Origin of the sequence: Sphingobium sp. WCS2017Hpa-17 (assembly GCF_031843765.1) — a bacterium.
GTDB lineage: Bacteria > Pseudomonadota > Alphaproteobacteria > Sphingomonadales > Sphingomonadaceae > Sphingobium.
The window spans coordinates 1-21,196 of sequence record NZ_JAVTIV010000009.1 but is presented as its reverse complement, the minus strand read 5'-3'; the positions used below and the strand labels follow the sequence as shown (position 1 = coordinate 21,196).

31 protein-coding genes and 1 tRNA gene are annotated in these 21,196 nt (G+C 62.6%); 22 read left to right on the top strand and 10 right to left on the bottom strand.

Features of this window, described 5'->3' with window-relative positions:
- Positions 1-58 precede the first annotated feature (58 nt).
- Positions 59-703: a glutathione S-transferase family protein gene (locus RQH62_RS14005; RefSeq protein WP_311269351.1), complete on the bottom strand. Its 645-nt coding sequence runs from the start codon at positions 701-703 to the stop codon at positions 59-61.
- A gap of 513 nt (positions 704-1,216) precedes the next feature.
- Between RQH62_RS14005 and RQH62_RS14000 the strand changes: the two genes are divergently transcribed.
- The 8 genes from RQH62_RS14000 to RQH62_RS13965 all read left to right on the top strand — a co-directional run bounded on the left by RQH62_RS14000 (position 1,217) and on the right by RQH62_RS13965 (position 6,481).
- Positions 1,217-3,142: a ribonucleoside-diphosphate reductase subunit alpha gene (locus RQH62_RS14000; protein WP_311269350.1), complete on the top strand. Its 1,926-nt coding sequence runs from the start codon at positions 1,217-1,219 to the stop codon at positions 3,140-3,142.
- Between the two features lie 41 nt (positions 3,143-3,183).
- Positions 3,184-3,459: a hypothetical protein gene (locus tag RQH62_RS13995; protein WP_311269349.1), complete on the top strand. Its 276-nt coding sequence runs from the start codon at positions 3,184-3,186 to the stop codon at positions 3,457-3,459.
- Between the two features lie 8 nt (positions 3,460-3,467).
- A complete protein-coding gene (locus RQH62_RS13990; RefSeq protein ID WP_311269348.1) occupies positions 3,468-4,517 on the top strand; it encodes a ribonucleotide-diphosphate reductase subunit beta in 1,050 nt (349 codons plus the stop codon).
- Between the two features lie 45 nt (positions 4,518-4,562).
- On the top strand, positions 4,563-4,775 hold the full coding sequence (locus RQH62_RS13985; protein WP_311269347.1) for a DUF4160 domain-containing protein: 213 nt from the start codon (positions 4,563-4,565) through the stop codon (positions 4,773-4,775).
- A gap of 12 nt (positions 4,776-4,787) precedes the next feature.
- On the top strand, positions 4,788-5,042 hold the full coding sequence (locus RQH62_RS13980) for a DUF2442 domain-containing protein (RefSeq protein WP_184268859.1): 255 nt from the start codon (positions 4,788-4,790) through the stop codon (positions 5,040-5,042).
- Positions 5,043-5,108: 66 nt separating this feature from the next.
- Positions 5,109-5,378, top strand: a complete 270-nt coding sequence (locus tag RQH62_RS13975) for a hypothetical protein (RefSeq protein ID WP_311269346.1) — start codon at positions 5,109-5,111, stop codon at positions 5,376-5,378.
- A 23-nt stretch (positions 5,379-5,401) separates the two neighbouring features.
- Complete coding sequence (locus RQH62_RS13970; protein WP_311269345.1) at positions 5,402-5,611, top strand: hypothetical protein; 210 nt, start codon at positions 5,402-5,404, stop codon at positions 5,609-5,611.
- Positions 5,612-5,893: 282 nt separating this feature from the next.
- Entirely contained in the window at positions 5,894-6,481 is a 588-nt protein-coding gene (locus RQH62_RS13965) for a glycine zipper 2TM domain-containing protein (RefSeq protein ID WP_311269344.1), read from the top strand.
- A gap of 102 nt (positions 6,482-6,583) precedes the next feature.
- Here the strand turns inward: RQH62_RS13965 and RQH62_RS13960 are convergent, their stop codons facing one another.
- Positions 6,584-7,192: a thermonuclease family protein gene (locus tag RQH62_RS13960; RefSeq protein ID WP_311269343.1), complete on the bottom strand. Its 609-nt coding sequence runs from the start codon at positions 7,190-7,192 to the stop codon at positions 6,584-6,586.
- 149 nt (positions 7,193-7,341) lie between these two features.
- Here RQH62_RS13960 and RQH62_RS13955 point away from each other — a divergent pair, with 149 nt between their 5' ends.
- Positions 7,342-7,758: a group II truncated hemoglobin gene (locus tag RQH62_RS13955; protein ID WP_311269342.1), complete on the top strand. Its 417-nt coding sequence runs from the start codon at positions 7,342-7,344 to the stop codon at positions 7,756-7,758.
- Here RQH62_RS13955 and RQH62_RS13950 read toward each other — a convergent pair.
- Positions 7,755-8,066: a hypothetical protein gene (locus RQH62_RS13950; protein WP_311269341.1), complete on the bottom strand. Its 312-nt coding sequence runs from the start codon at positions 8,064-8,066 to the stop codon at positions 7,755-7,757. The genes RQH62_RS13955 and RQH62_RS13950 overlap by 4 nt on opposite strands.
- A gap of 126 nt (positions 8,067-8,192) precedes the next feature.
- Here RQH62_RS13950 and RQH62_RS13945 point away from each other — a divergent pair, with 126 nt between their 5' ends.
- From RQH62_RS13945 to RQH62_RS13925, 5 genes are all read left to right on the top strand, one after another.
- The gene (locus RQH62_RS13945; RefSeq protein WP_120251192.1) at positions 8,193-8,573 is read left to right on the top strand and encodes a RidA family protein; all 381 of its coding nucleotides are present in this window, start codon (positions 8,193-8,195) and stop codon (positions 8,571-8,573) included.
- Positions 8,574-8,588: 15 nt separating this feature from the next.
- Positions 8,589-8,945: an ArsC family reductase gene (locus RQH62_RS13940; RefSeq protein WP_120251191.1), complete on the top strand. Its 357-nt coding sequence runs from the start codon at positions 8,589-8,591 to the stop codon at positions 8,943-8,945.
- A complete protein-coding gene (locus RQH62_RS13935) occupies positions 8,942-9,985 on the top strand; it encodes a glycerophosphodiester phosphodiesterase (protein ID WP_311269340.1) in 1,044 nt (347 codons plus the stop codon). Before RQH62_RS13940 ends, RQH62_RS13935 begins: the two co-directional genes overlap by 4 nt.
- Positions 9,986-10,076: 91 nt before the next feature.
- Positions 10,077-10,502: an Rrf2 family transcriptional regulator gene (locus RQH62_RS13930; protein ID WP_120251189.1), complete on the top strand. Its 426-nt coding sequence runs from the start codon at positions 10,077-10,079 to the stop codon at positions 10,500-10,502.
- 175 nt (positions 10,503-10,677) lie between these two features.
- Positions 10,678-11,337 (top strand): MBL fold metallo-hydrolase, encoded by a 660-nt coding sequence (locus RQH62_RS13925; RefSeq protein ID WP_311269473.1) that lies wholly within the window; start codon positions 10,678-10,680, stop codon positions 11,335-11,337.
- 254 nt (positions 11,338-11,591) lie between these two features.
- Here the strand turns inward: RQH62_RS13925 and RQH62_RS13920 are convergent, their stop codons facing one another.
- On the bottom strand, positions 11,592-12,023 hold the full coding sequence (locus RQH62_RS13920) for an MAPEG family protein (RefSeq protein WP_311269339.1): 432 nt from the start codon (positions 12,021-12,023) through the stop codon (positions 11,592-11,594).
- Between the two features lie 207 nt (positions 12,024-12,230).
- On the opposite strand from RQH62_RS13920, the gene rpmF reads away from it, so the two are divergent.
- The 5 genes from rpmF to RQH62_RS13895 all read left to right on the top strand — a co-directional run bounded on the left by rpmF (position 12,231) and on the right by RQH62_RS13895 (position 15,394).
- Positions 12,231-12,410 carry a 50S ribosomal protein L32 gene (gene rpmF, locus RQH62_RS13915; protein WP_066606737.1) on the top strand — a complete coding sequence of 60 codons (180 nt, stop codon included), beginning with the start codon at positions 12,231-12,233 and terminating at the stop codon, positions 12,408-12,410.
- Positions 12,411-12,478: 68 nt separating this feature from the next.
- Positions 12,479-13,504, top strand: a complete 1,026-nt coding sequence (gene plsX / locus RQH62_RS13910; protein WP_232016087.1) for a phosphate acyltransferase PlsX — start codon at positions 12,479-12,481, stop codon at positions 13,502-13,504.
- Positions 13,501-14,481 carry a beta-ketoacyl-ACP synthase III gene (locus RQH62_RS13905; RefSeq protein WP_311269338.1) on the top strand — a complete coding sequence of 327 codons (981 nt, stop codon included), beginning with the start codon at positions 13,501-13,503 and terminating at the stop codon, positions 14,479-14,481. Before plsX ends, RQH62_RS13905 begins: the two co-directional genes overlap by 4 nt.
- A gap of 111 nt (positions 14,482-14,592) precedes the next feature.
- The gene (gene ihfA, locus RQH62_RS13900) at positions 14,593-14,889 is read left to right on the top strand and encodes an integration host factor subunit alpha (RefSeq protein WP_120251184.1); all 297 of its coding nucleotides are present in this window, start codon (positions 14,593-14,595) and stop codon (positions 14,887-14,889) included.
- A 151-nt stretch (positions 14,890-15,040) separates the two neighbouring features.
- Positions 15,041-15,394, top strand: a complete 354-nt coding sequence (locus tag RQH62_RS13895; protein ID WP_311269337.1) for a MerR family transcriptional regulator — start codon at positions 15,041-15,043, stop codon at positions 15,392-15,394.
- Between the two features lie 6 nt (positions 15,395-15,400).
- Here RQH62_RS13895 and RQH62_RS13890 read toward each other — a convergent pair whose 3' ends face one another.
- The 3 genes from RQH62_RS13890 to RQH62_RS13880 all read right to left on the bottom strand — a co-directional run bounded on the left by RQH62_RS13890 (position 15,401) and on the right by RQH62_RS13880 (position 17,033).
- The gene (locus RQH62_RS13890; RefSeq protein ID WP_405053554.1) at positions 15,401-15,790 is read right to left on the bottom strand and encodes a hypothetical protein; all 390 of its coding nucleotides are present in this window, start codon (positions 15,788-15,790) and stop codon (positions 15,401-15,403) included.
- Positions 15,791-15,870: 80 nt separating this feature from the next.
- The gene (gene gloB / locus RQH62_RS13885; RefSeq protein ID WP_311269336.1) at positions 15,871-16,593 is read right to left on the bottom strand and encodes a hydroxyacylglutathione hydrolase; all 723 of its coding nucleotides are present in this window, start codon (positions 16,591-16,593) and stop codon (positions 15,871-15,873) included.
- Between the two features lie 5 nt (positions 16,594-16,598).
- Positions 16,599-17,033, bottom strand: coding sequence for a VOC family protein (locus RQH62_RS13880; protein WP_311269335.1), 435 nt, complete (start codon positions 17,031-17,033; stop codon positions 16,599-16,601).
- 104 nt (positions 17,034-17,137) lie between these two features.
- Between RQH62_RS13880 and RQH62_RS13875 the strand changes: the two genes are divergently transcribed.
- Positions 17,138-17,845 carry an SIMPL domain-containing protein gene (locus RQH62_RS13875; RefSeq protein ID WP_311269334.1) on the top strand — a complete coding sequence of 236 codons (708 nt, stop codon included), beginning with the start codon at positions 17,138-17,140 and terminating at the stop codon, positions 17,843-17,845.
- Positions 17,846-17,854: 9 nt separating this feature from the next.
- On the opposite strand, the gene RQH62_RS13870 is transcribed toward RQH62_RS13875, so the two are convergent.
- The 3 genes from RQH62_RS13870 to RQH62_RS13860 form a co-directional block, all read right to left on the bottom strand.
- Positions 17,855-18,097 carry a glycine zipper 2TM domain-containing protein gene (locus RQH62_RS13870; RefSeq protein WP_311269333.1) on the bottom strand — a complete coding sequence of 81 codons (243 nt, stop codon included), beginning with the start codon at positions 18,095-18,097 and terminating at the stop codon, positions 17,855-17,857.
- 223 nt (positions 18,098-18,320) lie between these two features.
- Positions 18,321-19,193: a tetratricopeptide repeat protein gene (locus tag RQH62_RS13865; RefSeq protein WP_311269332.1), complete on the bottom strand. Its 873-nt coding sequence runs from the start codon at positions 19,191-19,193 to the stop codon at positions 18,321-18,323.
- Complete coding sequence (locus RQH62_RS13860; RefSeq protein WP_405053552.1) at positions 19,193-19,948, bottom strand: alpha/beta hydrolase; 756 nt, start codon at positions 19,946-19,948, stop codon at positions 19,193-19,195. The genes RQH62_RS13865 and RQH62_RS13860 overlap by 1 nt, the downstream gene beginning before the upstream one ends.
- A gap of 191 nt (positions 19,949-20,139) precedes the next feature.
- Here RQH62_RS13860 and RQH62_RS13855 point away from each other — a divergent pair.
- A tRNA-Leu gene (locus RQH62_RS13855) sits at positions 20,140-20,226 on the top strand.
- A gap of 161 nt (positions 20,227-20,387) precedes the next feature.
- Positions 20,388-21,143, top strand: coding sequence for a phage integrase central domain-containing protein (locus RQH62_RS13850; RefSeq protein ID WP_311269330.1), 756 nt, complete (start codon positions 20,388-20,390; stop codon positions 21,141-21,143).
- Positions 21,144-21,196 lie beyond the last annotated feature (53 nt).

The following is a 21,196-nucleotide window of genomic DNA, read 5'->3' as shown; positions in this document are numbered from 1 at the left end:
GCGGCTAGTGCGGAATCGCCTTCAAGTCCAGTGAGACACGTTCGCAAAAGCAACCCGTCTACCCTTCGGCATAGGGGAAAAGAGGCCACCAGGGCTGCTTCTCCGCCAGCACGCGGGCAAAGCTCGGCCGCGCCTCCAGCCGCGCCAGATAGGCGGCCAGCACGGGATGGTCGCTGCTCAGCGGCTGCACCTTGTCGGCATAGAAAAGCGCGGGTGCGGCAGCGCAGTCGGCCAGAGTGAAGCTGTCGCCCGCCGCCCATTTGCGGCCCGTCATCCGCGTCTCCAGCATTGCATAGCTTTTCGCCAGCAGCGCGCGGGCCTGTTCCACTCCCGTCGGATCGCGCTGCGCTTCAGGCCGCAACCGGTCGGCGACGATCGCCTGCATGGGCGCCATCACATAATTGTCGAACAGCCGGTCCATCAGCCGCGCCTCCAGCGCCGCATCGGGATCGGCCGGGAAGGGGTGGAATATGCCCGCCTCATGACAGGCCATATATTCGATGATGATGCTGGCCTCGCCGATCGTGGCATTCCTGGACGGATCGTGCAGCACGGGGAATTTGCCGATCGGCCATAATTGCTGCCACGCCTCGGCCACGCCCGCATCCTCCAGCATCCGGGGGGTGAAGGGCGCGCCATTTTCATAAAAGGCGATCAGCACCTTCCAGCAATAGGAAGAGAGCGGGTGGTAGTAGAGAATCATCCGATATCCTCCTGTCGACCACAATATCTTGTGCCTGCCATCCTGTTTCGCCGTTCATAGACGCCTGGCCATGACGGTTGCGATGACGATCCCTGTCATCGCTTTTAGACCTTCGTCGGAAAATCGGTGGCAAGGATTTTTTATTTTTTATCTGCCCTCACCCCCCTTGCCTTTTGTGGGGGCAAGGCAACTCCGCGCGTCGCCCGATGGCCCGTCGGCGAGATGACTCATTTTGCCGACGGACGGTTTCATCATCCTGTCATGACGCGATGATTCGGCTCTTGATCCGGTCAATAGTTGGAGGCACTATCTGTGGTATCGGGTCAACGGGGGTCACCCAACAGATTGTGATTGCATCGCTGGACTATTTTCCGGCGATAGGGGCTTTTTGTCTCTGCAATCGGTCGGTTGGGCCTATTTCCGTCCCCGCGCCGATGGGGTTCATGCTAGGATGCGCGGCTTGTCGCGACCCGCTGAGCCGAATCGAACGGAACAGGAACAACGGGGACTCGCATGGACTTTCGGGATAGTGGACAAGGTGGCGACGTGGCGACTGTGATGGATGATCTGGTGGAAGAGGCGAAGGCTGTGACGGCGGCGGAAGCTCCGGCGGCTGAGCCTGTGACCTCCTCGACCGTATTGGCGCGCCGCTTTCCGGTGGTGACGGATTCCTCGCGCGACGCGCTGCTGACCGAATTCGGCAAGGACACGTTGAACGACCGCTATCTGCTGCCCGGCGAATCCTATCAGGATCTGTTCGCCCGCGTCGCGGCGGCCTATTCGGACGATGCCGACCATGCCCAGCGCGTCTACGACTATATCTCGAAGCTCTGGTTCATGCCCGCCACTCCGGTCCTGTCGAACGGCGGCACCGGTCGCGGCCTGCCGATCAGCTGCTATCTGAACTCGGTGGACGACAGCCTGGAAGGCATCGTCAACACCTGGAACGAGAATGTCTGGCTTGCTTCGCGCGGCGGCGGCATCGGCACCTATTGGGGCGCTGTGCGCGGCATCGGCGAGCCGGTCGGCCTCAATGGCAAGACCAGCGGCATCATCCCCTTCGTCCGCGTGATGGACAGCCTCACCCTCGCGATCAGCCAGGGCAGCCTGCGCCGTGGTTCGGCCGCCTGCTATCTCGACGTCTCGCACCCGGAGATCGAGGAGTTCCTCGAAATCCGCAAGACGTCGGGCGACTTCAACCGCAAGGCGCTGAACCTGCATCACGGCGTCCTCCTGACCGACGAGTTCATGGAGGCCGTGCGCGACGGGTCCGAATTCAACCTGCGCAGCCCGAAGGACCAGTCGGTGCGCGGTACCGTCAACGCCCGCGCTTTGTTCCAGAAGCTGGTCGAAGTGCGCCTCGCCACCGGCGAGCCCTATATCGTCTTCAGCGACACGGTGAACCGCATGATGCCCAAGCATCATCGCGACCTGAACCTGAAGGTGTCGACGTCGAACCTCTGTTCGGAAATCACCCTGCCGACCGGCACCGACCATCTGGGCAATGACCGCACCGCGGTCTGCTGCCTGTCGTCGATGAATCTGGAAACCTGGGACGAGTGGAAGGATCATCCGACCTTCGCGGAAGACATCATGCGCTTCCTCGACAATGTGCTTCAGGACTATATCGACCGCGCCCCGCCGGAAATGGCCCGCGCCAAGTACAGCGCCAGCCGCGAACGCTCGGTCGGCCTTGGCGTCATGGGCTTCCACAGCTTCCTTCAGGCGCGCAACATCCCGTTCGAAGGCGCCATGGCCAAGTCGTGGAACCTGCGCATCTTCAAGCATATCAATGCCAAGGTGAACGAAGCCTCGATGCTGCTGGCGCAGGAGCGCGGGCCGTGCCCCGACGCCGCCGACATGGGCGTGATGGAACGGTTCAGCTGCAAGATGGCGATCGCGCCCACCGCGTCAATCTCCATCATCTGCGGCGGCACATCGGCCTGTATCGAGCCGATCCCGGCGAACATCTACACGCACAAGACGCTCTCGGGCAGCTTCGCGGTCAAGAATCCGTACCTCGAAAAGCTGCTGGTCGCCAAGGCGAAGGACAGCAGCGCGGTGTGGAACTCGATTCTGGAGCGCGGCGGCAGCGTCCAGCATCTCGACTTCCTCAGCCCGGAAGAAAAGGACACGTTCAAGACCAGCTTCGAAATCGACCAGCGCTGGCTGCTCGAACTCGCGGCCGACCGCACCCCCTATATCGATCAGGCGCAGTCGCTGAACCTGTTCATCCCGGCCGACGTCGAGAAGTGGGATCTGCTCATGCTCCACTTCCGCGCCTGGGAACTGGGCATCAAGTCGCTTTATTATCTGCGGTCCAAGTCGGTTCAGCGCGCGGGCTTCGCGGGCGGCGTGGAGGCCGACAACACGATCGACGCACCCACATTCCAGATCGGCGAGACGACCGACTATGACGAGTGTCTGGCTTGTCAGTAACTTCGATCAAAGTGGTACTTTGACCGTGTAGGAGAATGGCCTTGACGGATGGTTGGGTCTTTCTGTCGGTTACTGTTTTAATCGCAGTCGGCGTATTTCTGAATGGCGTGCGCTTCTCACGAATGAGGAAAAATCCATTCGTGGGGCGCTCGCTGTTCGGACAGCCAATTCAAGGCACGGAATTGTCGATCCATCACATCCGATGGATCGGCAAAATTCAGATGATCTTCGCGCCGGTTTTTCTGCTGTTTGCCGCTGCAATGACTTTCGGATTTTTTGGCCCTGTTGAGGGCATCACGATAATCAAATTTAACTGAGGTCCACCATGCCCCTTCTTCAAGCCAGCAAGGTCTACAAGCCCTTCGAATATCCCTGGGCCTATGAATATTGGAAGCGCCAGCAGCAACTCCACTGGCTGCCCGAGGAAGTGCCGCTGGGCGAGGATTGCCGCGACTGGGCGCAGAAGCTGTCCGATCACGAACGCAACCTGCTGACCCAGATTTTCCGCTTCTTCACCCAGGCCGACGTGGAAGTGCAGGATTGCTACCACGAAAAATATGGCCGCGTGTTCAAGCCGACCGAGGTCAAGATGATGCTGACGGCGTTCAGCAACATGGAAACGGTCCACATCGCCGCCTACTCGCATCTGCTCGACACGATCGGCATGCCTGAAAGCGAATATAGCGCCTTCATGCAGTATAAGGAGATGAAGGACAAACACGACTATCTGCAACAGTTCGGCGTCGACAGCGACGAGGATATCGCCCGCACGCTCGCCATGTTCGGCGGCTTCACCGAAGGCTTGCAGCTCTTCGCGTCCTTCGCGATGCTGATGAACTTCCCGCGCTTCAACAAGATGAAGGGCATGGGCCAGATCGTCACCTGGTCGGTCCGCGACGAAACGCTCCATTGCGAGGGCATCATCAAGTTGTTCCATGCCTTCTGCGCCGAACGCCAGTGCCTGACCCCGGCGGTCAAGGACGACATCATGGACATGTGCCAGAAGACCGTCCGCATCGAGGACGCCTTTGTCGACCTCGTCTTCGAAATGGGTCCGGTCCCCGGCATGACGCCCAAGGACATCAAGAAATATGTCCGCTACATCGCCGACTGGCGTCTGGGCCAGCTGGGCCTGAAACCCATCTACATGATCGACGAGCATCCGCTCCCCTGGCTGACCCCGCTGCTGAACGGCGTGGAACATGCCAACTTCTTCGAAACCCGCGCGACCGAATATTCGAAGGGCGCGACCCGTGGCCAGTGGAACGACGTCTGGGACGCCTTCGATCGCCGCCAGAAGGTCAAGGGCAGCGAACCCGCCAATGCGGACACCGACCCCGACATGTTCAAGGCGGCCGGGATCGCGGCGGAGTAAGGGATTGGCCAAATTGCACTGAGATAAGGCGAAAGTGGAACCAGCATGCCCGTCATCTTCCGCATTGATGGCTGCCGGTTCCACTTTTTCGCCAACGAAGGCGATCCGCGCGAGCCAGTGCATATTCACGTCGCCAAACCCGATGCCGACGCGAAGTTCTGGCGATATCCCGATGTCGAACTGGCCTATAATCGCGGCTTCGATGCACGCAGGATAAGCGGCTTCGGGATATTGTCGAAGCCCGGCGCGCCGAGATAGAGGATGCTTGGAATGACTTCTTCGCCTAGGCCAACAGATGTTCGCTTCGATGAAGCGCAAATGTGGGTGGATCTCGAAGATGGCCGCACGCTCGGTATTCCTCTCATCTGGTTCCCGCGTCTTTTGCACGCGACGTCCGATCAGCGCGCTGACTTCTTCCTTAGTCCCAGCGGCCTCCATTGGGACGAGATAGACGAGGATATTTCTGTCGCTGGCCTTCTGGCCGGCCGCGGCGATCAGACCCGATCGCGCAAGGCTGCCGCCTGACCGCAACTCCGTCCATAACGGACCCATCTCCCGCCAAAATGGCGGGAATCGCGCTATGCTCGTTCCATGATCGAGCCAGCCCCCGTCAGTAACTTCCAGCCCCACGACGCTCCGTTGCACGCCTATGTCTGCAATGTCTGCGGCAGCGATCATGTCACGCGCGAAGCCTGGGTGGCATGGGATGTCGCCGCGCAGGTCTGGGTGCTGGAAGTCGCCTTCGACTATGCCCATTGCCATCGCTGCATGGGGGATGCGCGGCTCGACCGTGTCATCCTGATCAGTCCGCCCCCGGCTGCGGTTGCGATCAGCAGCGCCGCGCATAGCGCGCCGGGGTGAGGCTTCCTTAACCGCGCGGGCTTATGCTGCGCCTCATGTTCTTCGGCGTCCGTCTTCGCTCGCTCTTCACCAGTCGCTGGTTTGCGCTGCTCTGGGCCGTGCTGGTGATCCTGACCGCGATCCAGTTCGTCGGCCCTGGCCCTGACAAGGATGAGCAGGCGCAGGGCGACAATGCCACTGCGGCCGATGGCCTGACCAACGAACAGCGTCAGGCGATCGCCAACGCCTTCTGACCAGCTGCCACCATGCCGTGCTGTCCTATTACCGCAGGCCGGGCTATGATTGCGCAGCGCATCCGACTGCCTGCATCACCACGCAACAATATGTCGGCAATAGGACATGCAATGTCGCAATCGGCGGGAAATATGCGAAGTTAAGGCGCGCGTTTCCCATTTTCGCCGCTTCCGTCACAGCCTGTCCGCCACCTGAATGGGGCGCTTTTGTTCCGTTCATGCAACATCCTTCATGGTCATGGGTTCTACCGCCACGACCAGAGAGGGAAGGAGCCTCATCCCATGATATTTTCGCTCAAACGGGCCATCGCCGCCCTGTCGCTCGGCGCAATGGCGCTGACTGGCATCGCCGCGACCCCGGCCGCCGCCCAGTCGCGCCGCGACGTGCGGGAGCATCGCCGCGATGTGCGGGACGCCCGGAAGGATTATCGCCGCGATGTGCGGGACGCGCGCCAGGATCATCGCCGCGATGTCCGCAGCGCGAACCGCGACCTGCGCAATGATCGTCGCGACTGGCGTCAGGACCGCCGCAACGATTATCGCCGGCCCGGCCGCCCAGTCTACAGCTATGACTGGAACCGGCCCGACCCGCGCTATGGCCGCGGCTATCAGGCCAATCGCTATTATCGTGGCGGCTATGCCCCGATCCGCGTCGATCGCCGCACCCGCATCTATCGCGGCAATGATAATCGCTATTATTGCCGCCGTTCGGATGGCACCACCGGCCTGATCGTCGGCGCGGCGCTGGGCGGCCTGCTCGGCAACCAGATCGCACAGGGCGAATCCAACCTGCTGGGCACGCTGATCGGCGGCGGCGCCGGCGCGCTGCTCGGCCGCGAGATCGACCGTGGTGGGGTCAGCTGCCGCTAACCAAAGCATTTTGAAGTCGTCTGGAACAGATGACGACTAGCAAAATGCGGAAAACAAAAGACTTTTAGGGCATGGTGCGATTCAGTTCGGTTACATCATGCCCTAACACCACGGATGGCGGCTGCCGTCCCAGCGTCGGGCCAGTCCTTCGGCAACCAGCTGTTCGCCGATCGACTGGCCCCCGCGCGTCACGACCCTGAGCGCACGGCCATAGCGATCGGTCGCCCGCCCCTCGACCTCCAGCGAGAAGGGGCCGTCATTCATCAGCGCCTGCAAGCGCCGCGTCGCCCGCGTCCCCAATTCGCCCTCCGCCGTGCAGCGCGGCCCATGGGTTTCTGGCGTGTCGATGTCGGATATCCGGTATTTTTCGCCCCGGAACCAGAATGTGTCGCCGTCGACCACGCAATTGGTCCCGCCGCCGTTATGGCAATAGCCGAAATCGGCATACAGACTATCGGTCGCGACCGGGGCGGGCTGGCTGCGGGGGAGCATTGCCGGCCGATCGAACCGGGCCATCCAGTCCGGCCCATACCAGCCCAGCAACAGCCCCAGGCATAAGGTATAGATCAGCGCCGATCCGCTAAAGACCGCACTCTTTCGCGGGCGTTGGAATCGCGCGACATTACCAGCCCGCCGCGCTTCCGCGATCCATGCCTGCTGCACCCTGTCCCTGTTCGACGGCCGCTGCCGCCCTGTCCCGAATATCGCCATCACCCGGCTCTAGCGATCGACGGGCAAAGGGTTCGTTAAAGCCGCTCCACCTTTCCGCCGATCCGGCGCAAGCGTGATTTGACCCCCGTCAATGCACGGCCGTAGCGCGCTGCCATGCTGCACCGGTCCATCCGAAACGGAGCCGATCGATGAACGCCGCTGCGCCGCCCAGCCCCTATGCCCGCATCGGCGGCGACCGGCCGGTCCGCGCGCTCGCCGATCGTTTCTACGATTTGCTGGAAAGCGATCCGGCCTATGCGGACTTGCGCACCATCCACGCGGCGGACCTTGGCCCGGTACGCCATGGCCTGGCCCGTTTTCTCGTCGGCTGGCTTGGCGGCCCGCGCGACTGGTTCGAACGCGGGCCGTGCATCATGTCGCTGCACCGCGCCTTTCCGATCACCCCGGCGCTGGCCGATCAATGGGCGACCGCCATGGCCTGCGCCATTGCCGGGGCGGACGATATCGATCCGGCGCTCGCCGACGCCATGGCCGAAGCGCTCGGCCATATGGCGCGCGGCATGATCAATTTCAGCCTGAACCCCGGCAGCAGCGCCGCTGCTTAATCATCGTCCTCGGTCGGCCCGTAGGCGTCCTCTTCCTCGTCATCCATCTGCGGCTCGCCGGCATAGGCATCCATGTCGATCCGGCCCGACCGGTCCATCTCGGTCATCTTGTCGACCAGATCGGGGGTATCATCCGGGATGATCTGGGCAGGGTTGGTTCGCCCGCCATGCTCGCTCTCCCCAGCCCGATCGGTCGATCGTGCCCGTGCATCGTCCGCGACATCCTGCGCCTGTGTGCCGACCTCGGCCTGCTCGCTATTCTCTTCATAATCCCGGTCGGGGGTAGGGGGCGGCTGTGAAGGGGCCATCGTATCTCTCCTTGACTAGGCCCCACCAACGGTCGGCCAGTTCTCTCGTTCCGGAAAATACTGGACAGTCCGCAGTCTAGGGCGCAAAGGCCGCTACGATCCTTTCGCACTGCAACAGGAATCTCCATGTCCCGCCAGCTCATTTCCTCCGGCTCGCCCTTTGAGGCGCAGGTCGGCTATTCGCGCGCCGTCGTCCAGGGCGACTGGTGCTTCGTCGCCGGCACCACCGGCACCGATCCCGAAACCAAGACCATGCCCGAAGACGTGGTCGAACAGGGCCGCAATGCGCTGAAAGTCATCGGAAAGGCGCTGGACGACGCCGGCTTCTCCTTTGCCGATGTGGTGCGCGTCACTTACTACATCACCGACGCCGCCTATTGGGACGTGATGGGCGACATTGCCGGCCCGGTGTTCGGCGACATCCGCCCGGCCGCCAGCTGCGTCATCGCCGGCCTCGTCAAGCCGGAGATGAAGATCGAGATCGAAGTCACCGCCTTCAAAGGGTAACAGGAGCAGCGCATCATGATTACCATGTATGGCATCAAAAATTGCGACACGATCAAGAAGGCCCGCAACTGGCTGGACAATGAGCGCGTCACCTATAATTTCCACGACTATAAAGTCGCCGGCGTCGACAAGGCGAAGCTGGAGGAATGGGTGATGGAGCATGGCTGGGAAACCATCCTCAACCGCTCCGGCACCACCTTCAAGGCGCTGGATGCCGGTGACAAGGCGCATATCGATGCGGAAAAGGCGATCCTGCTGATGATCACCAACCCCTCGATGATCAAGCGCCCGATCCTCGATACCGGTCGCGAAACCATCGTCGGCTTCAAGGCCACGACCTACGAAAACGCGCTGCAAGGCGTGAAGGCGTGATTGGGCGGGGGCTGGCGCGCATCGGGTTGATCCTTTTGATGAGCCTCATCCCCCTCTCTACGGCTTCGGCCGAACCGCTGCTGATCGCCCATCGCGGCGCCAGCGGCGAACGGCCCGAACATACGCTGGCCAGCTATGAGCGGGCGATCGACCAGGGTGCCGACTTCATCGAGCCGGATCTGGTGCTGACCAAGGACGGCGTCCTCGTCGCCCGCCATGAAAATGAGATCAGCGGCACCACCGATGTCGCCGATCATCCCGAATTTGCCGACCGCAAGACGACCAAGCGGATCGACGGCATCGACATGGTGGGCTGGTTTACGGAGGATTTCACCCTCGCCGAACTGCGCACGTTGCGGGCACGGGAACGGTTGCCTGACCTGCGCCCGGCCAACAAACGCTTCAACGACCTCTATCTCATCCCGACCTTCGAAGAGATTTTGAAGCTGGTCCGCGCCAAGGAAGCCGAAACCGGCCGCCGCATCGGCCTCTACCCCGAAACCAAGCATCCCAGCTATTTTGCGGGCATCGGCCTGCCGCATCAGGCCGCGCTGCTCGATCTGCTCAGCCGCTACGGCTATCAGACGGAGGCCGACCCGGTCTTCATCCAGTCGTTCGAGGTCGGCAATCTGAAGGCTCTGCGCGCGGCGACCCGCCTGCGCCTCATCCAACTGGTGGATGGGGAGGGTGGCCCGGCCGATCTGCCCGGCACGACCTATGCGGATATGCTGACGGTGCAGGGGTTGAGCGACATTGCTGCCTATGCCGATGGCCTTGGCCCGACGGCGGGGCAACTGATCGACGCACAGGGGCCGACGGCTTTGGTCGGCCGCGCCCATGATGCGGGCTTGCAGGTCCATGTCTGGACGCTGCGGATGGAAAACAGCTTCCTCCCCGCCCAATATCAGCGCCCCGACGATGCGCAGGGGCGCGGCGACTTTGCCGGCTATGTCCGCGCCATCGCCAACACCGGCGTCGATGGCATCTTCAGCGACTTTCCGGGACAGGCGAAGGCGGCCCTGACGCCCGCCAATCCCTGATCGTAGCCAGAGCGCGTCGATCCGAGAAAACTTCTTTGTCCACGGCCTCGCTTGACTTGCCAAAGCCCGCCGGCACGCGAATAACGGGGCCATGTTGTCCCAGAAGACCCGTTATGCCATTCGCGCGCTTCAGCATCTTGCCGATCGCTACCGCCAGGGTCCGGTGCCCCTCAACGAAATCGCCACGCGGCAGAATATCCCGTCCAAATTCCTGACGGTCATCCTGTCCGAACTGTCGCGCGAAGGGCTGGTTGCGACCCAGCGCGGTAGGGATGGGGGCTATTGGCTGGCACTGGCACCGGTCGATATCAGCTATGGCGACATCGTCCGCCTGACCCGCGGCTCGCTGGCGCTCACCCCTTGCGCCAGCCGCTTTGCGCATGAAAGCTGCACGAACTGCCTGCCCGAATCGGAATGTCGCCTGCACCGCGTGATGCTGCGCGTCCGTGACGAGACGGCCAAGGTGCTGGACAGCATCAGCCTGGCCGAACCTTTTGCGGCGATGGACGAGGCATGACCTTAATAAGCCCTCCCTTTCAAGGGAGGGGTTGGGGTGGGTGCGAGCATAGCGAGCCTCCAGCCTATCGTTGATAGAGCGCCGCTGATCCCCCTCTCTTCTTTCAAGGAAAAGGCTGATCCGGTAGGATCAGAGAGGGGTTGCGCCCATGCCTCCGCTTCGCCACATCAGCCATATGACCACGCCGCCGCTCAAAGCCACGCTCATCCCCGTCACGCCGCTCCAGCAGAATTGCACCCTCTTCTGGTGCACGGAAACGATGCGCGGCGCCTTCGTCGATCCGGGCGGCGACCTGCCGGTGCTCAAGCAGGCGGTGGCCCAGTATGGCGTCACGATCGAGAAGATCCTCGTCACCCATGGCCATATCGACCATTGCGGGCAGGCCGGCGTGCTGGCCCGCGACCTTGCTGTCCCGATCGAGGGACCGCATGAGGATGACCGTTTCTGGATCGACCGACTGCCACAGGATGGTGAACGCTGGGGCCTGCCGGGCGAGAGTTTCGAGCCGGACCGCTGGCTGAACGACGGCGATCAGGTAACGGTCGGCAACCTCACCTTCGACGTGTACCATTGCCCAGGCCACACGCCCGGCCATGTCGTCTTCCACCACGCGCCCAGCAAGCTGGCGATCGTGGGCGATGTGCTGTTCCAGGGGTCGATCGGCCGCACCGACTTTCCGCGCGGCAATCATCAGGATCTGATCGACGCGATCACCGGCAAGCTCTGGCCGCTCGGTGGCGAAACCGCCTTCGTCCCCGGCCATGGCCAGATGAGCAATTTCGCCCATGAACGCCGCACCAATCCCTTTGTCGCCGATTCGGTGCTGGCGGGGTAGTTTGCCCTGACTGTGGTGGCGGAAGGAGAAAGTCTGATCAGAATCGCGTATTGCGTCGCCTGCGCTGCTTCTTTCCCTGTCGCTCTGGACAGCATAATGGATTGGTGCGGATATGAAGGATATTGCGCGCGGAACTCATTCGTTCAGATTGTGATGGCGCTCATGCCGTCCATCGGTTTGGGAACGTCCACCAGCTATATCGTCTATCGCTTGATGCGACGTTTCTCTCCCGATTGAGGGGGGAGGGCACTCGCTTACCCCCGTGCGGCCATCGCCGGCGGCGCTGTGACCTCCCGCGTCGCGCCATAAGCGATACTGAGCGCAACCCCCGCCATCACCAGCATCACGCCCCAGGTCAGCAGCGCGCCGCCCGCGCGCCATAAAGTGGGCTTATCGGCATCCATGCCGAACGCATGGACCACCCGCGCCACCACATAGACCAGCGCGCCGATCCACAGTCCTAGCGATGCGCCCGCCGCCATCTCCACCAGCGCGAAGAGAATCAGCACGATCGGCGTATATTCCACGAAGTTGGCATGCGCCCGCATCCGCTTGGCCAGCAGGCCGTTACCGGCGTCGCCATGCAATATCTTGTCCTTCACGCGGAACCGAGCACAGCGAATCGCCAGCCACATGTTCAACAGCGCGCAGGCGGCGGCAAAGGTCAGCGTGATCGGCAACAACATGGACTATCCCCTCGATTTCACGGCCTTTACCCTAGCTTGCCGGGGAAGTGGGGCAAGGAAGGACTTGCACCCCGAACAAAAACCGCTATAGGCGCAGGGCTTCACGATCACCCGGGCCGCATGGGTCTGCGGCGCCGTTGGCGTCAGCTTTTCCATGGGAACTGGCCGGTCGTACAACTTGATTGATATACGGAACAAGGTGCCGACATGGCTGTCCCCAAGCGCAAAACTTCTCCCTCCAAGCGCGGCATGCGCCGTAGCCACGATTCGCTCCGCGTCGAAGCATTCCAGGAATGCTCCAACTGCGGCGAACTGAAGCGTCCCCACAATCTGTGCGACGCCTGCGGGCATTATAACGGCCGCGAAATCGTCGCCGTCGGGGCGTAAGCCCGTCTCTCTACTCCGCAAAGGGGTGCTCTAAAGTGTCAGGCCAACCGCGAATCGCAATCGACGCGATGGGCGGGGATGAAGGCGTGCACGTGATGATGGCGGGGGCCGCATTGGCCCGCCGCCGGCATGACGGTTTGCGGTTCACCCTGTTCGGCGACGAGGTGCGGATCAAGGCGGCGCTCGACCAGCACCCGAATTTGCGGGCGGCGTCGGACGTGGTCCATGCCGATACGGTCGTCGACGGCTCGGACAAACCGAGCGTCGCGATTCGCAAGAAGAGCAGCTCCATGGCGATGGCCATCGCCGCCGTGAAGGCGGGGGAAGCCGGCGCTGCCGTCTCCGCCGGCAATACCGGCGCGCTGATGGCGATGGCGAAGCTGGCCCTGCGCACCATGCCGGGTGTCGATCGTCCTGCGCTCGCGGCCCTGCTGCCGACGCTGGGCGACAATGACGTCGTCATGCTGGACCTGGGCGCCAATACCGAATGCGACGCCCGCAATCTCGTCCAGTTCGCGGTGATGGGTGCCGCCTATTCGCGCATCGCCTTCGATCTTGAGCGGCCGCGCGTGCGCCTGCTCAACATCGGCACCGAAGATTTGAAGGGCACGGACGAGATCCGGGACGCCGCTGCCGTGCTGCGTAGCGCCACCAGCCTGCCGCTCCAGTTCGACGGCTTCACCGAAGGCGACAAGATCGCCCGCGGTGACGCCGACGTCATCGTGTGCGACGGCTTCTCCGGCAATGTCGCATTGAAGACGGCAGAGGGCACCGCCCGCTTCGTCACCGATGTTCTGCGCAAGGCGTTCACCAGCTCGATTCGCTCGAAGATCGGCTTCCTGATCTCGAAGCCGGCGATGCACCTGCTCAAACATCATCTCGATCCCAACAATCATAATGGCGCGGTCTTCCTTGGCCTCAACGGCGTTGTGGTGAAAAGCCATGGCAGCGCCAACGACAAGGGCGTGGCCAATGCCGTGCATGTCGCCGCCCGGTTGCTGGAGGAAGATATCACCCGTCGCATCGCCGCCGACATGGCCGGCATCCAGTCGCTGTCAGCCGCCGCGTCCAAGCTGGAGCAGCCCGTCAAGTGATCCGCCGGTCCATTTTGCTCGGCACGGGTTCGGCCCTGCCCGTCCGCACCGTCAGCAACGCCGAACTGGCGGAAACTGTCGACACCAGCGACGAATGGATCGTCGAACGCACCGGCATCCGCAACCGCCATATCGCCGGTGACGGCGAAACGACGGCATCGCTCGCCGCCGACGCCGCTGCCAAGGCGATTGATGCAGCTGGCATCACCGCGCAGGATATCGACCTCATCATTCTGGCGACGGCAACCCCGGACCAGACCTTTCCCGCCGCCGCAACCAAGGTGCAGGCGGCATTGGGCATCAACGATTGCGTCGCCTTCGACGTCGCGGCCGTTTGCTCTGGCTTCCTCTATGCCGTGACCGTGGCGGACAGCATGATCCGTTCGGGCGCTGCAACACGTGCACTGGTGATCGGATCGGAAACCTTCAGCCGCATCCTCGACTGGGAAGATCGCACCACTTGCGTCCTATTCGGCGACGGTGCCGGCGCCGTCGTGTTGGGTGCGGAGGAAAGCGCGGATGCTGACCCGAAGACCGCGCGCGGCATCCTCTCGGCCAAATTGCATGCCGATGGCCGCCACAACCAGCTTCTCTATGTCGATGGTGGTCCGTCCACGACCCAGACCGTGGGCAAGCTGCGCATGAAGGGGCAGGAAGTGTTCCGCCATGCCGTGGTCAACCTTGCTTCTGTGCTCAAGGAAGCGATGGAACTGGCGGGGCTCACCCCGGACGATATCGACTGGCTGGTCCCGCATCAGGCCAATGCCCGCATTCTCGACGCGACCGCGCGCAAGCTGAAATTGTCGCCCGACCGGGTGGTGGTGACGGTGGACCGCCACGCCAACACCTCTGCGGCCTCGGTGCCGCTCGCGCTGGACTATGCGGTGCGTGACGGCCGGATCAAGGCGGGCGACCTCATCGTGCTGGAAGCGATGGGCGGTGGCTTCACCTGGGGCGCCTGCGTTCTGCGGGTGTAACCTCTCGTCCGTAAACCATAGCTACCGCTTGCCAAAGCGCCGCGAATCAATCACATTTCCAGATGACCGTCCGGGGGGGAGGGTCACTGGGCTTGAATGAGGGGATGGTCGATGACCGGCAACGGAACGCTGACGCGTGCGGATCTGGCAGAAAGCGTGAATCGCCATGTGGGCCTGTCGCGGGCCGAGGCGGCGGCGCTGGTCGAATCGATCCTCGAACATATGTCCACCGCGCTGGAGCGTGGGGAAAATGTGAAGATTTCCAGCTTCGGCACCTTCGTCCTGCGCGACAAGACGGAACGGATGGGCCGCAATCCCAAGACCGGCGTTGAAGTGCCTATCGAACCGCGCCGGGTGCTGACCTTCCGCGCCAGCCAGACGATGCGCGATCGAGTCGCCTCCGCCTGAAAGAAAAGCGCTCCGCTCGCCAATCATTGGGTTGCGTCGGCGTAGGATGCGGTCTTTTGCCGACTCTAATCGGCAGATGGCCGCTTTTCCAATATTACCATCGCTTTACCATGGTTGACCTTGGCGCGATTATGAGTGCAACATCCCTGTCATGGAAAAGGCAGAGGGTGCATTTCTGACCATCAGCGAGCTGGCTGGCGAACTTGGTCTTCCCCAACATATTTTGCGCTATTGGGAAACGCGCTTTCCCCAGCTGCGTCCGCTGCAACGATCCGGCAATCGTCGCTACTACAGGCCCGCCGACGTCGCATTGGCGCACCGCATCCACCAATTGCTCAATGTCGAGGGGTTCACCGTCAAGGGAGCGCAAAAGGCGCTGGTGGACGGCAATGGCACAGAATCCGTCGCGCCATCTGCCGCGCCGACCGCCTCGCTGGAGCAGGCAGATCTTCTGACCCGCCTGCTCGCGATCCGTACCGACCTTGCCAAGGCGATCGGCGACTGAAAGACGTTACTTCGCCGGCGCGCGATAGGGGATGAAGTCACCCAGCGCGCAGGCGCCCGACATCATGCCGGTCATCCGGTCGGCGGTGGTGGTGAAGTCGCCCCGGCACAATTGCGATCCGAAGCTGCGCACGATCATGATGTCGCCGGCGGACAGGCCGTTGCAACTGCCGATCAGCTCATTCTTGTACACCAGCTTGCGGCTGACCCTGTAGAGCAGCACATTATTGCTGATGACGGTCAGGTTGGTCTGCGGCTCGCGATTGATGCAACTGATCTTCTCGCCCGCCACCTTGCCGGCCAGCGCCTTGTCCAGGGTCGCCGCCTGCTTCTCGGTCAGCGGTTTCGGCTCATAGCTGCCGGTACAACCCGCCAGCAGCAGCGCCGTCGCTATCATCCCCGCGCGCCCGATCAACGCCATCATCGCGACTCTCTCCACCGTCATGCCTCAAGGACGCCATCATAGCGCAAAAACCGTCAGGCCGCGTCCTTCGCCGCCCGTCGTTCCGCCAACTGCGCAACGCTGTCAGCGCGCATGAAGATGTTGGTGGCCCGCTCCAGCCTTATGCTGGTCGGCACCGTCGCCTCTCCCCGCGCCCGCGCGACCTCGACCGCTGCGACCCGCTGCGCCAGCGCATCATTGTCTGGTTCCACGCCCAGCGCGAACCGGCCGTTGGAGAGGGTATATTCATGCGCGCAGTACACGGTCGTCTCGTCGGGCAGGGCGGCGAAGCGCGCCATATTGGCGAACATCTGCGCCGCCGTCCCCTCGAACAACCGGCCGCACCCCATGGCGAACAATGTATCGCCGACGAACAGGATGCGGTCATTGGCCAGATGATAGGCGACATGGCCCGCCGTATGCGCCGGCACCGCCATCACCGTCGCGCCATGGTCGCCGATGCGCACCGTGTTGCCTTCATCCACCGTCCGGTCCAGCGTGCCGATCTTCTCCGCCTCGGCGGCGGGGCCCGTTATGATACAGCCCGTCGCCGCCTTGATCGCCAAATTGCCGCCGACATGGTCGCCATGCCAATGCGTGTTCCAGATCTGGCCGATGGTCCAGCCGCGCGCAGCCGCCGCTTCCAGCACCGGGTCCGCCACGGCGGGGTCGATCGCCACCGTCTCGCCGCTCGCCGGGTCATGCAGCAGCCAGACATAATTGTCGTTGAGGACAGGGATGCGAACGACCTCCAGCATGGCGCTTACCAGGCTCCGACATTGGGCATGGATACCCAAGGCTCAGCCGGCTCCAGACGCCCGTCCTGCAACAGTTCGATCGAAATATTATCCGGCGTGCGCACGAAGGCCATATGCCCGTCGCGGGGCGGACGATTGATCGTAACGCCTGCGTCCATCAATGTCTGGCACGTTTCGTAGATATTCTGGACCTGATAGGCGATATGGCCGAAATTGCGCCCGCCATCATAGGTTTCGCCCGCGCTGCCATCGGTCGGCGGCCAGTTGTAGGTCAGTTCGACCTGCGCATCCTCATCCCCCGGCGCGGCGAGATAGACCAGCGTGAATCGGCCCTGTTCGCTGTCGAAGCGCTTAACCTCTTTCAGGCCCAGCAGGTCGAAAAAGGCGATCGTCTTGTCGACGTCGGTGACGCGGATCATGCTATGCAGGAATTTGGGCAAGATAGTCTCCGTTCGTCGCTGGAAAGCAACGGTTCATCTCGGTGATTATAGATAGGCCCCCAAGATAAGGTCGCGCATCACCGGACGGAAGAGGAAAGCGGACAATGGCTTTGGAAATGCGGGACAAGATATTGCTGGGCAGCGCGGCGCTACTGGCTTTCGGTGTGATATCGGGCGGCTATCTGCTGGGCGACGGGTTGAAACGTGCCAAGGCGGCGGACCGGTCTGTCACGGTACGGGGCCTTGCCGAAAAGGATGTGACGGCGGATCTCGCCACCTGGTCGATCAGCTATTCGGCCACAGGCTTTGACCTGCCCACCGTACGCGCCGAAATAGACAGCAACACCAAGGAGTTGCAGGCCTATTTCATGAGCCTCGGTTTCAAGGCGGGCGACCTGACGCCGACCGGCGCCGGGGTGAATCAATATCTCAACAATGGCGTCAACAATATCACCATCACCCAGCGCATGTTGCTGCGCACCACCGATATTGCTCGCGCGCAAAAGGCGGTGGCCCAGCAGTTCGACCTCGTCCGGCGCGGCGTGACGCTTCAGGAAGGGTCGGGCATGAAATATAGCTTCACCAAACTGAACGACGTCAAGCCGGACATGGTCGCCGCCGCCACCCGTGATGCGCGAGCCGCCGCCGAACAATTCGCCAAGGATTCGGGCGCCGGCGTGGGTGGCATCAAGAGCGCGACTCAAGGCTATTTCTCGATCGACGCCCGCGATGGTGAGGGCGGCGACGGATCGAGCGACACGCCCTACAAAAAGGTGCGCGTCGTCACGACCGTCGACTTCTATCTCAAATAGGCGGGCGCCTCAGCAGCGACCCCGGCGGCGTTCACGGCGTGAGCAATCGCTCTTGTCACCGATGATCGCGCCGGCGGCGCCGCCAATCACTGCGCCCTCGGTGGTGCCAAGGCCGGTCGCGCTACCCACGATCGCGCCGCCCGCGCCACCGATCAGTCCGCCGCGCGTCGCCCCGCGCGAGCAGGCCGTGGTGGCGGTCGCCGCGACGACCAGCAGGCAGATGCCTACAATCTTCTTCCAATGACTGTCCAACTCGCTGTCTCCTTCATCCAATCCCGCTATGGACAGGCGAACGGGCCGGGCGCGGCGGCAGTTCCGTGACAAAGTCTTGCTGGCCAGACTGGAGTGGAGGCTTTTATCTGTCCCACACAACGCCGTTCGCCCCGAGCCTGTCGAAAGGCGCTTTCTTACAGCATGAGAAGAATGGCGCTTCGACAAGCTCAGCCCGAACGGAACGAATTTAGAAATTGATGTCCTAACTGCCCGTTTTTGCCGCAGGAAGCCGCGACAGATTGTCCGCCGCCGCCTTGCCCGCTGGCGCATCCGGAGCCAGCTTCGCTGCCCGGCCCCAGGCAGCGCGGGCAATATCCTCATGGTCGGTCAGCACCGCGATATTGCCTTCTTCCAGCGCAACCGAGGCATCATCAGGCGACAATTGCACGGCCCGCGCGATATGCGCCTGCGCCAGCCGCATGTCGCCGGTGCGGCGCGCCAGCGTCGCCGATAACAGCCAGGCGAGCGGGTCTTTCGGTGCCTGTGTCAGGGCGATGTCCAGCGAATCGCGCGCCGCTTCCATATCGTTCAGCGCCACCAGCGCGCGCGCACGGTCCAGATGCACCTCGCCCTTTTCCAGCCCGTCGGGCAGTCCGCGCGCCAGCGCCGCATCGAAATCGCTCCGCGCCTTGGGCAGGTCACCGCTCGCCATCGCGGCATTGCCGGCTTGCGCCCACAGCCGCGCCGCCTCAACCATCTCGCCGCTGCGTTCGGCTTCCTCGGCCGCCTGTTCGAAGGCGACGATCGCCGGCGTCCAGCGCTCCGCCCGCGCATAGGCAAAGCCCATGCAGTGCCGGGCATAGAAGCTGCCCCCTTCGATCCGCCATTTCTGGGCGAAGGCGACGCCAGCATCAGGCGATTCGATCGCCTGGTCCAGACAGGCCTGGAACGGCGCGGCGAATTTCGCGGGAATGGGCACCTTGCCATCCTCCCGCGCTGGCGCGGCCGCCGGGGCAGCCGCCGCAGCGGCGGCCGCAGCGCGCTGCTCCTGCTTTTGCTTGCGGCTGCGATTCATCACCGCCTCGATCTCGGGATCATAGGCCTGGAGCAGGAGCGGCAGGAGCAGGAAGGGCATCAGAGGCTATCCAGGAGAGTGGCGACGGTGCGGATCAACAACGCGATGTCGCCGTCGCGGGAAAGGCGATGGTCGCCATCCTTAATCAGCAACGTCTGCACATCGGATGAACGCAGCTTGCCTGCTGCCTTGACTGCGACATACCATGGCACATCCCGATCCTGTTGCCCGTGCAGCAACCGCACCGGGCAATCGATACCGATCTCGCCCTCCAGCAACCGCAATGCCTGCCCCGATTCCCAGAAGCCCAAAGTCGTCACATAGGGCTGATCGCCATAGGGCGTCGGCTCCTCGATCCGCCCCTCAGTCTTCAGCAGCGCCTTGTCGGCATCGGTAAAGCCCCATTCGGTAAAATCGGGCGCAGCCGCAATGCCGACCACCCCCTTGACCCGGTCCGGCCGCGCCAGCGCCGCCAGCAGGGCCAGCCAGCCGCCCATCGACGATCCGACCAGCACGACCGGCCCTTCGATCATCTGGTCGAGCAACAACAGCACATCGTCGCGCCAACTGGCGAGCGTGCCGTCCGCGAACCGCCCCTCGCTGGCGCCGCACCCGGCATAGTCCAGCCGCATCATCGCCCGGCCCTGTTCTGCCGCCCACTGGTTAAGCGCCACGGCCTTCCCGCCTTCCATGTCGGACATATAGCCCGGCAGGAAGACGATGGTTGGTCCGGTCCCGGCTTGATGCCGATAGGCAAGGCGCAACCCATCGGGCCGGGCGAACAGCGCGGGCGGGGAAGCGGGAACATCGGTCACGATCGTCATCCTTATAGTCTGGCAGAACGGAACCTGCCTTAGCCTCCCATAGACGTCGGGAACAGCCAATGACCGGCACGATGCACCCCGCCATCGGACCGGAATGAAGTTTTTTCGTCGCCGATAAAAATAATCCGGACAATGCGTTGACAGCATTGGAGGCCACCGTTAGAGGCGCACTCCTACCCCGTGCCCAGATGGCGGAATTGGTAGACGCACCAGCTTCAGGTGCTGGCGATCGCAAGGTCGTGGAGGTTCGAGTCCTCTTCTGGGCACCATTTGTTCTTCCGGAGAAGTCCGGACTGATCGAAAAAACCGCTGGAAACAGCGGTTTTTTTGTGTCCAGCGTCCACCGGTTTCCGCTCGTGGATTTGGAAATCCAGGGTCGCTGAGGGTATCTTTGCGGGTATCGGCCAACATGGCCGCTGGAGATACCCTCATGGCACTTTCAGCCCTCGCATTGTCCAAATCAAAGCCGCGCGACAAGCCCTACAAGCTCGCTGACGGGCATGGTCTCTATCTGTTGGTGACGCCGCAAGGCGGTCGCTACTGGCGCATGAATTATCGCTTCGATGGCAAAGCCAAGACAATGGCGATGGGCGTCTTCCCATTGATCACCTTGGCGGAAGCGCGGGAGAAAAGAGAGGAGGCCCGCAAGCTCCTAGCGGCCGGCTCGGATCCGACTGCAACGCGAAAGGAAATTGAAGCCCTCGAAGCCTTCGAGGCGACCACTGGTTTTCGCACCGTTGCCGAGGAGTGGCTCGCCAAACGAGAAAGGGAAGGACTTGGGGATGTCACCATCGGCAAAATCAAATGGCTTCTCGAATTTGCTTACCCCAGCCTAGGCGATCGTAAGATGAGCGAGATCACGAGCATGGAACTCCTTGCTGTCTTGCGGGAGGTCGAAGGGCGAGGCCGCCATGAAACTGCCAGGCGACTGAGGAGTGTTTGCGGCAGGGTATTTCGTTACGCGATTGCAACAGGAAGAGCGGAGCATGATCTCTCCGCCAATCTTCGCGACGCTCTAACGACACCAAAGGTGAAGCATCTGGCTGCCATCACCAACAGCCAGCAGGTCGGGCCGCTGATGCGTGCGATTGATGGTTTTGACGGTCATGCGGTGTCAATCGGCGTGCAAACGGGACCCCTTATCGGCGCGCAAAAGGGACCCCCTGTCAGGATTGCGCATGGATGATGTAACGCGCTTCCTTGCGCTGCGCGCGGCGTAGGGAGGGCGTAGCCCGACCG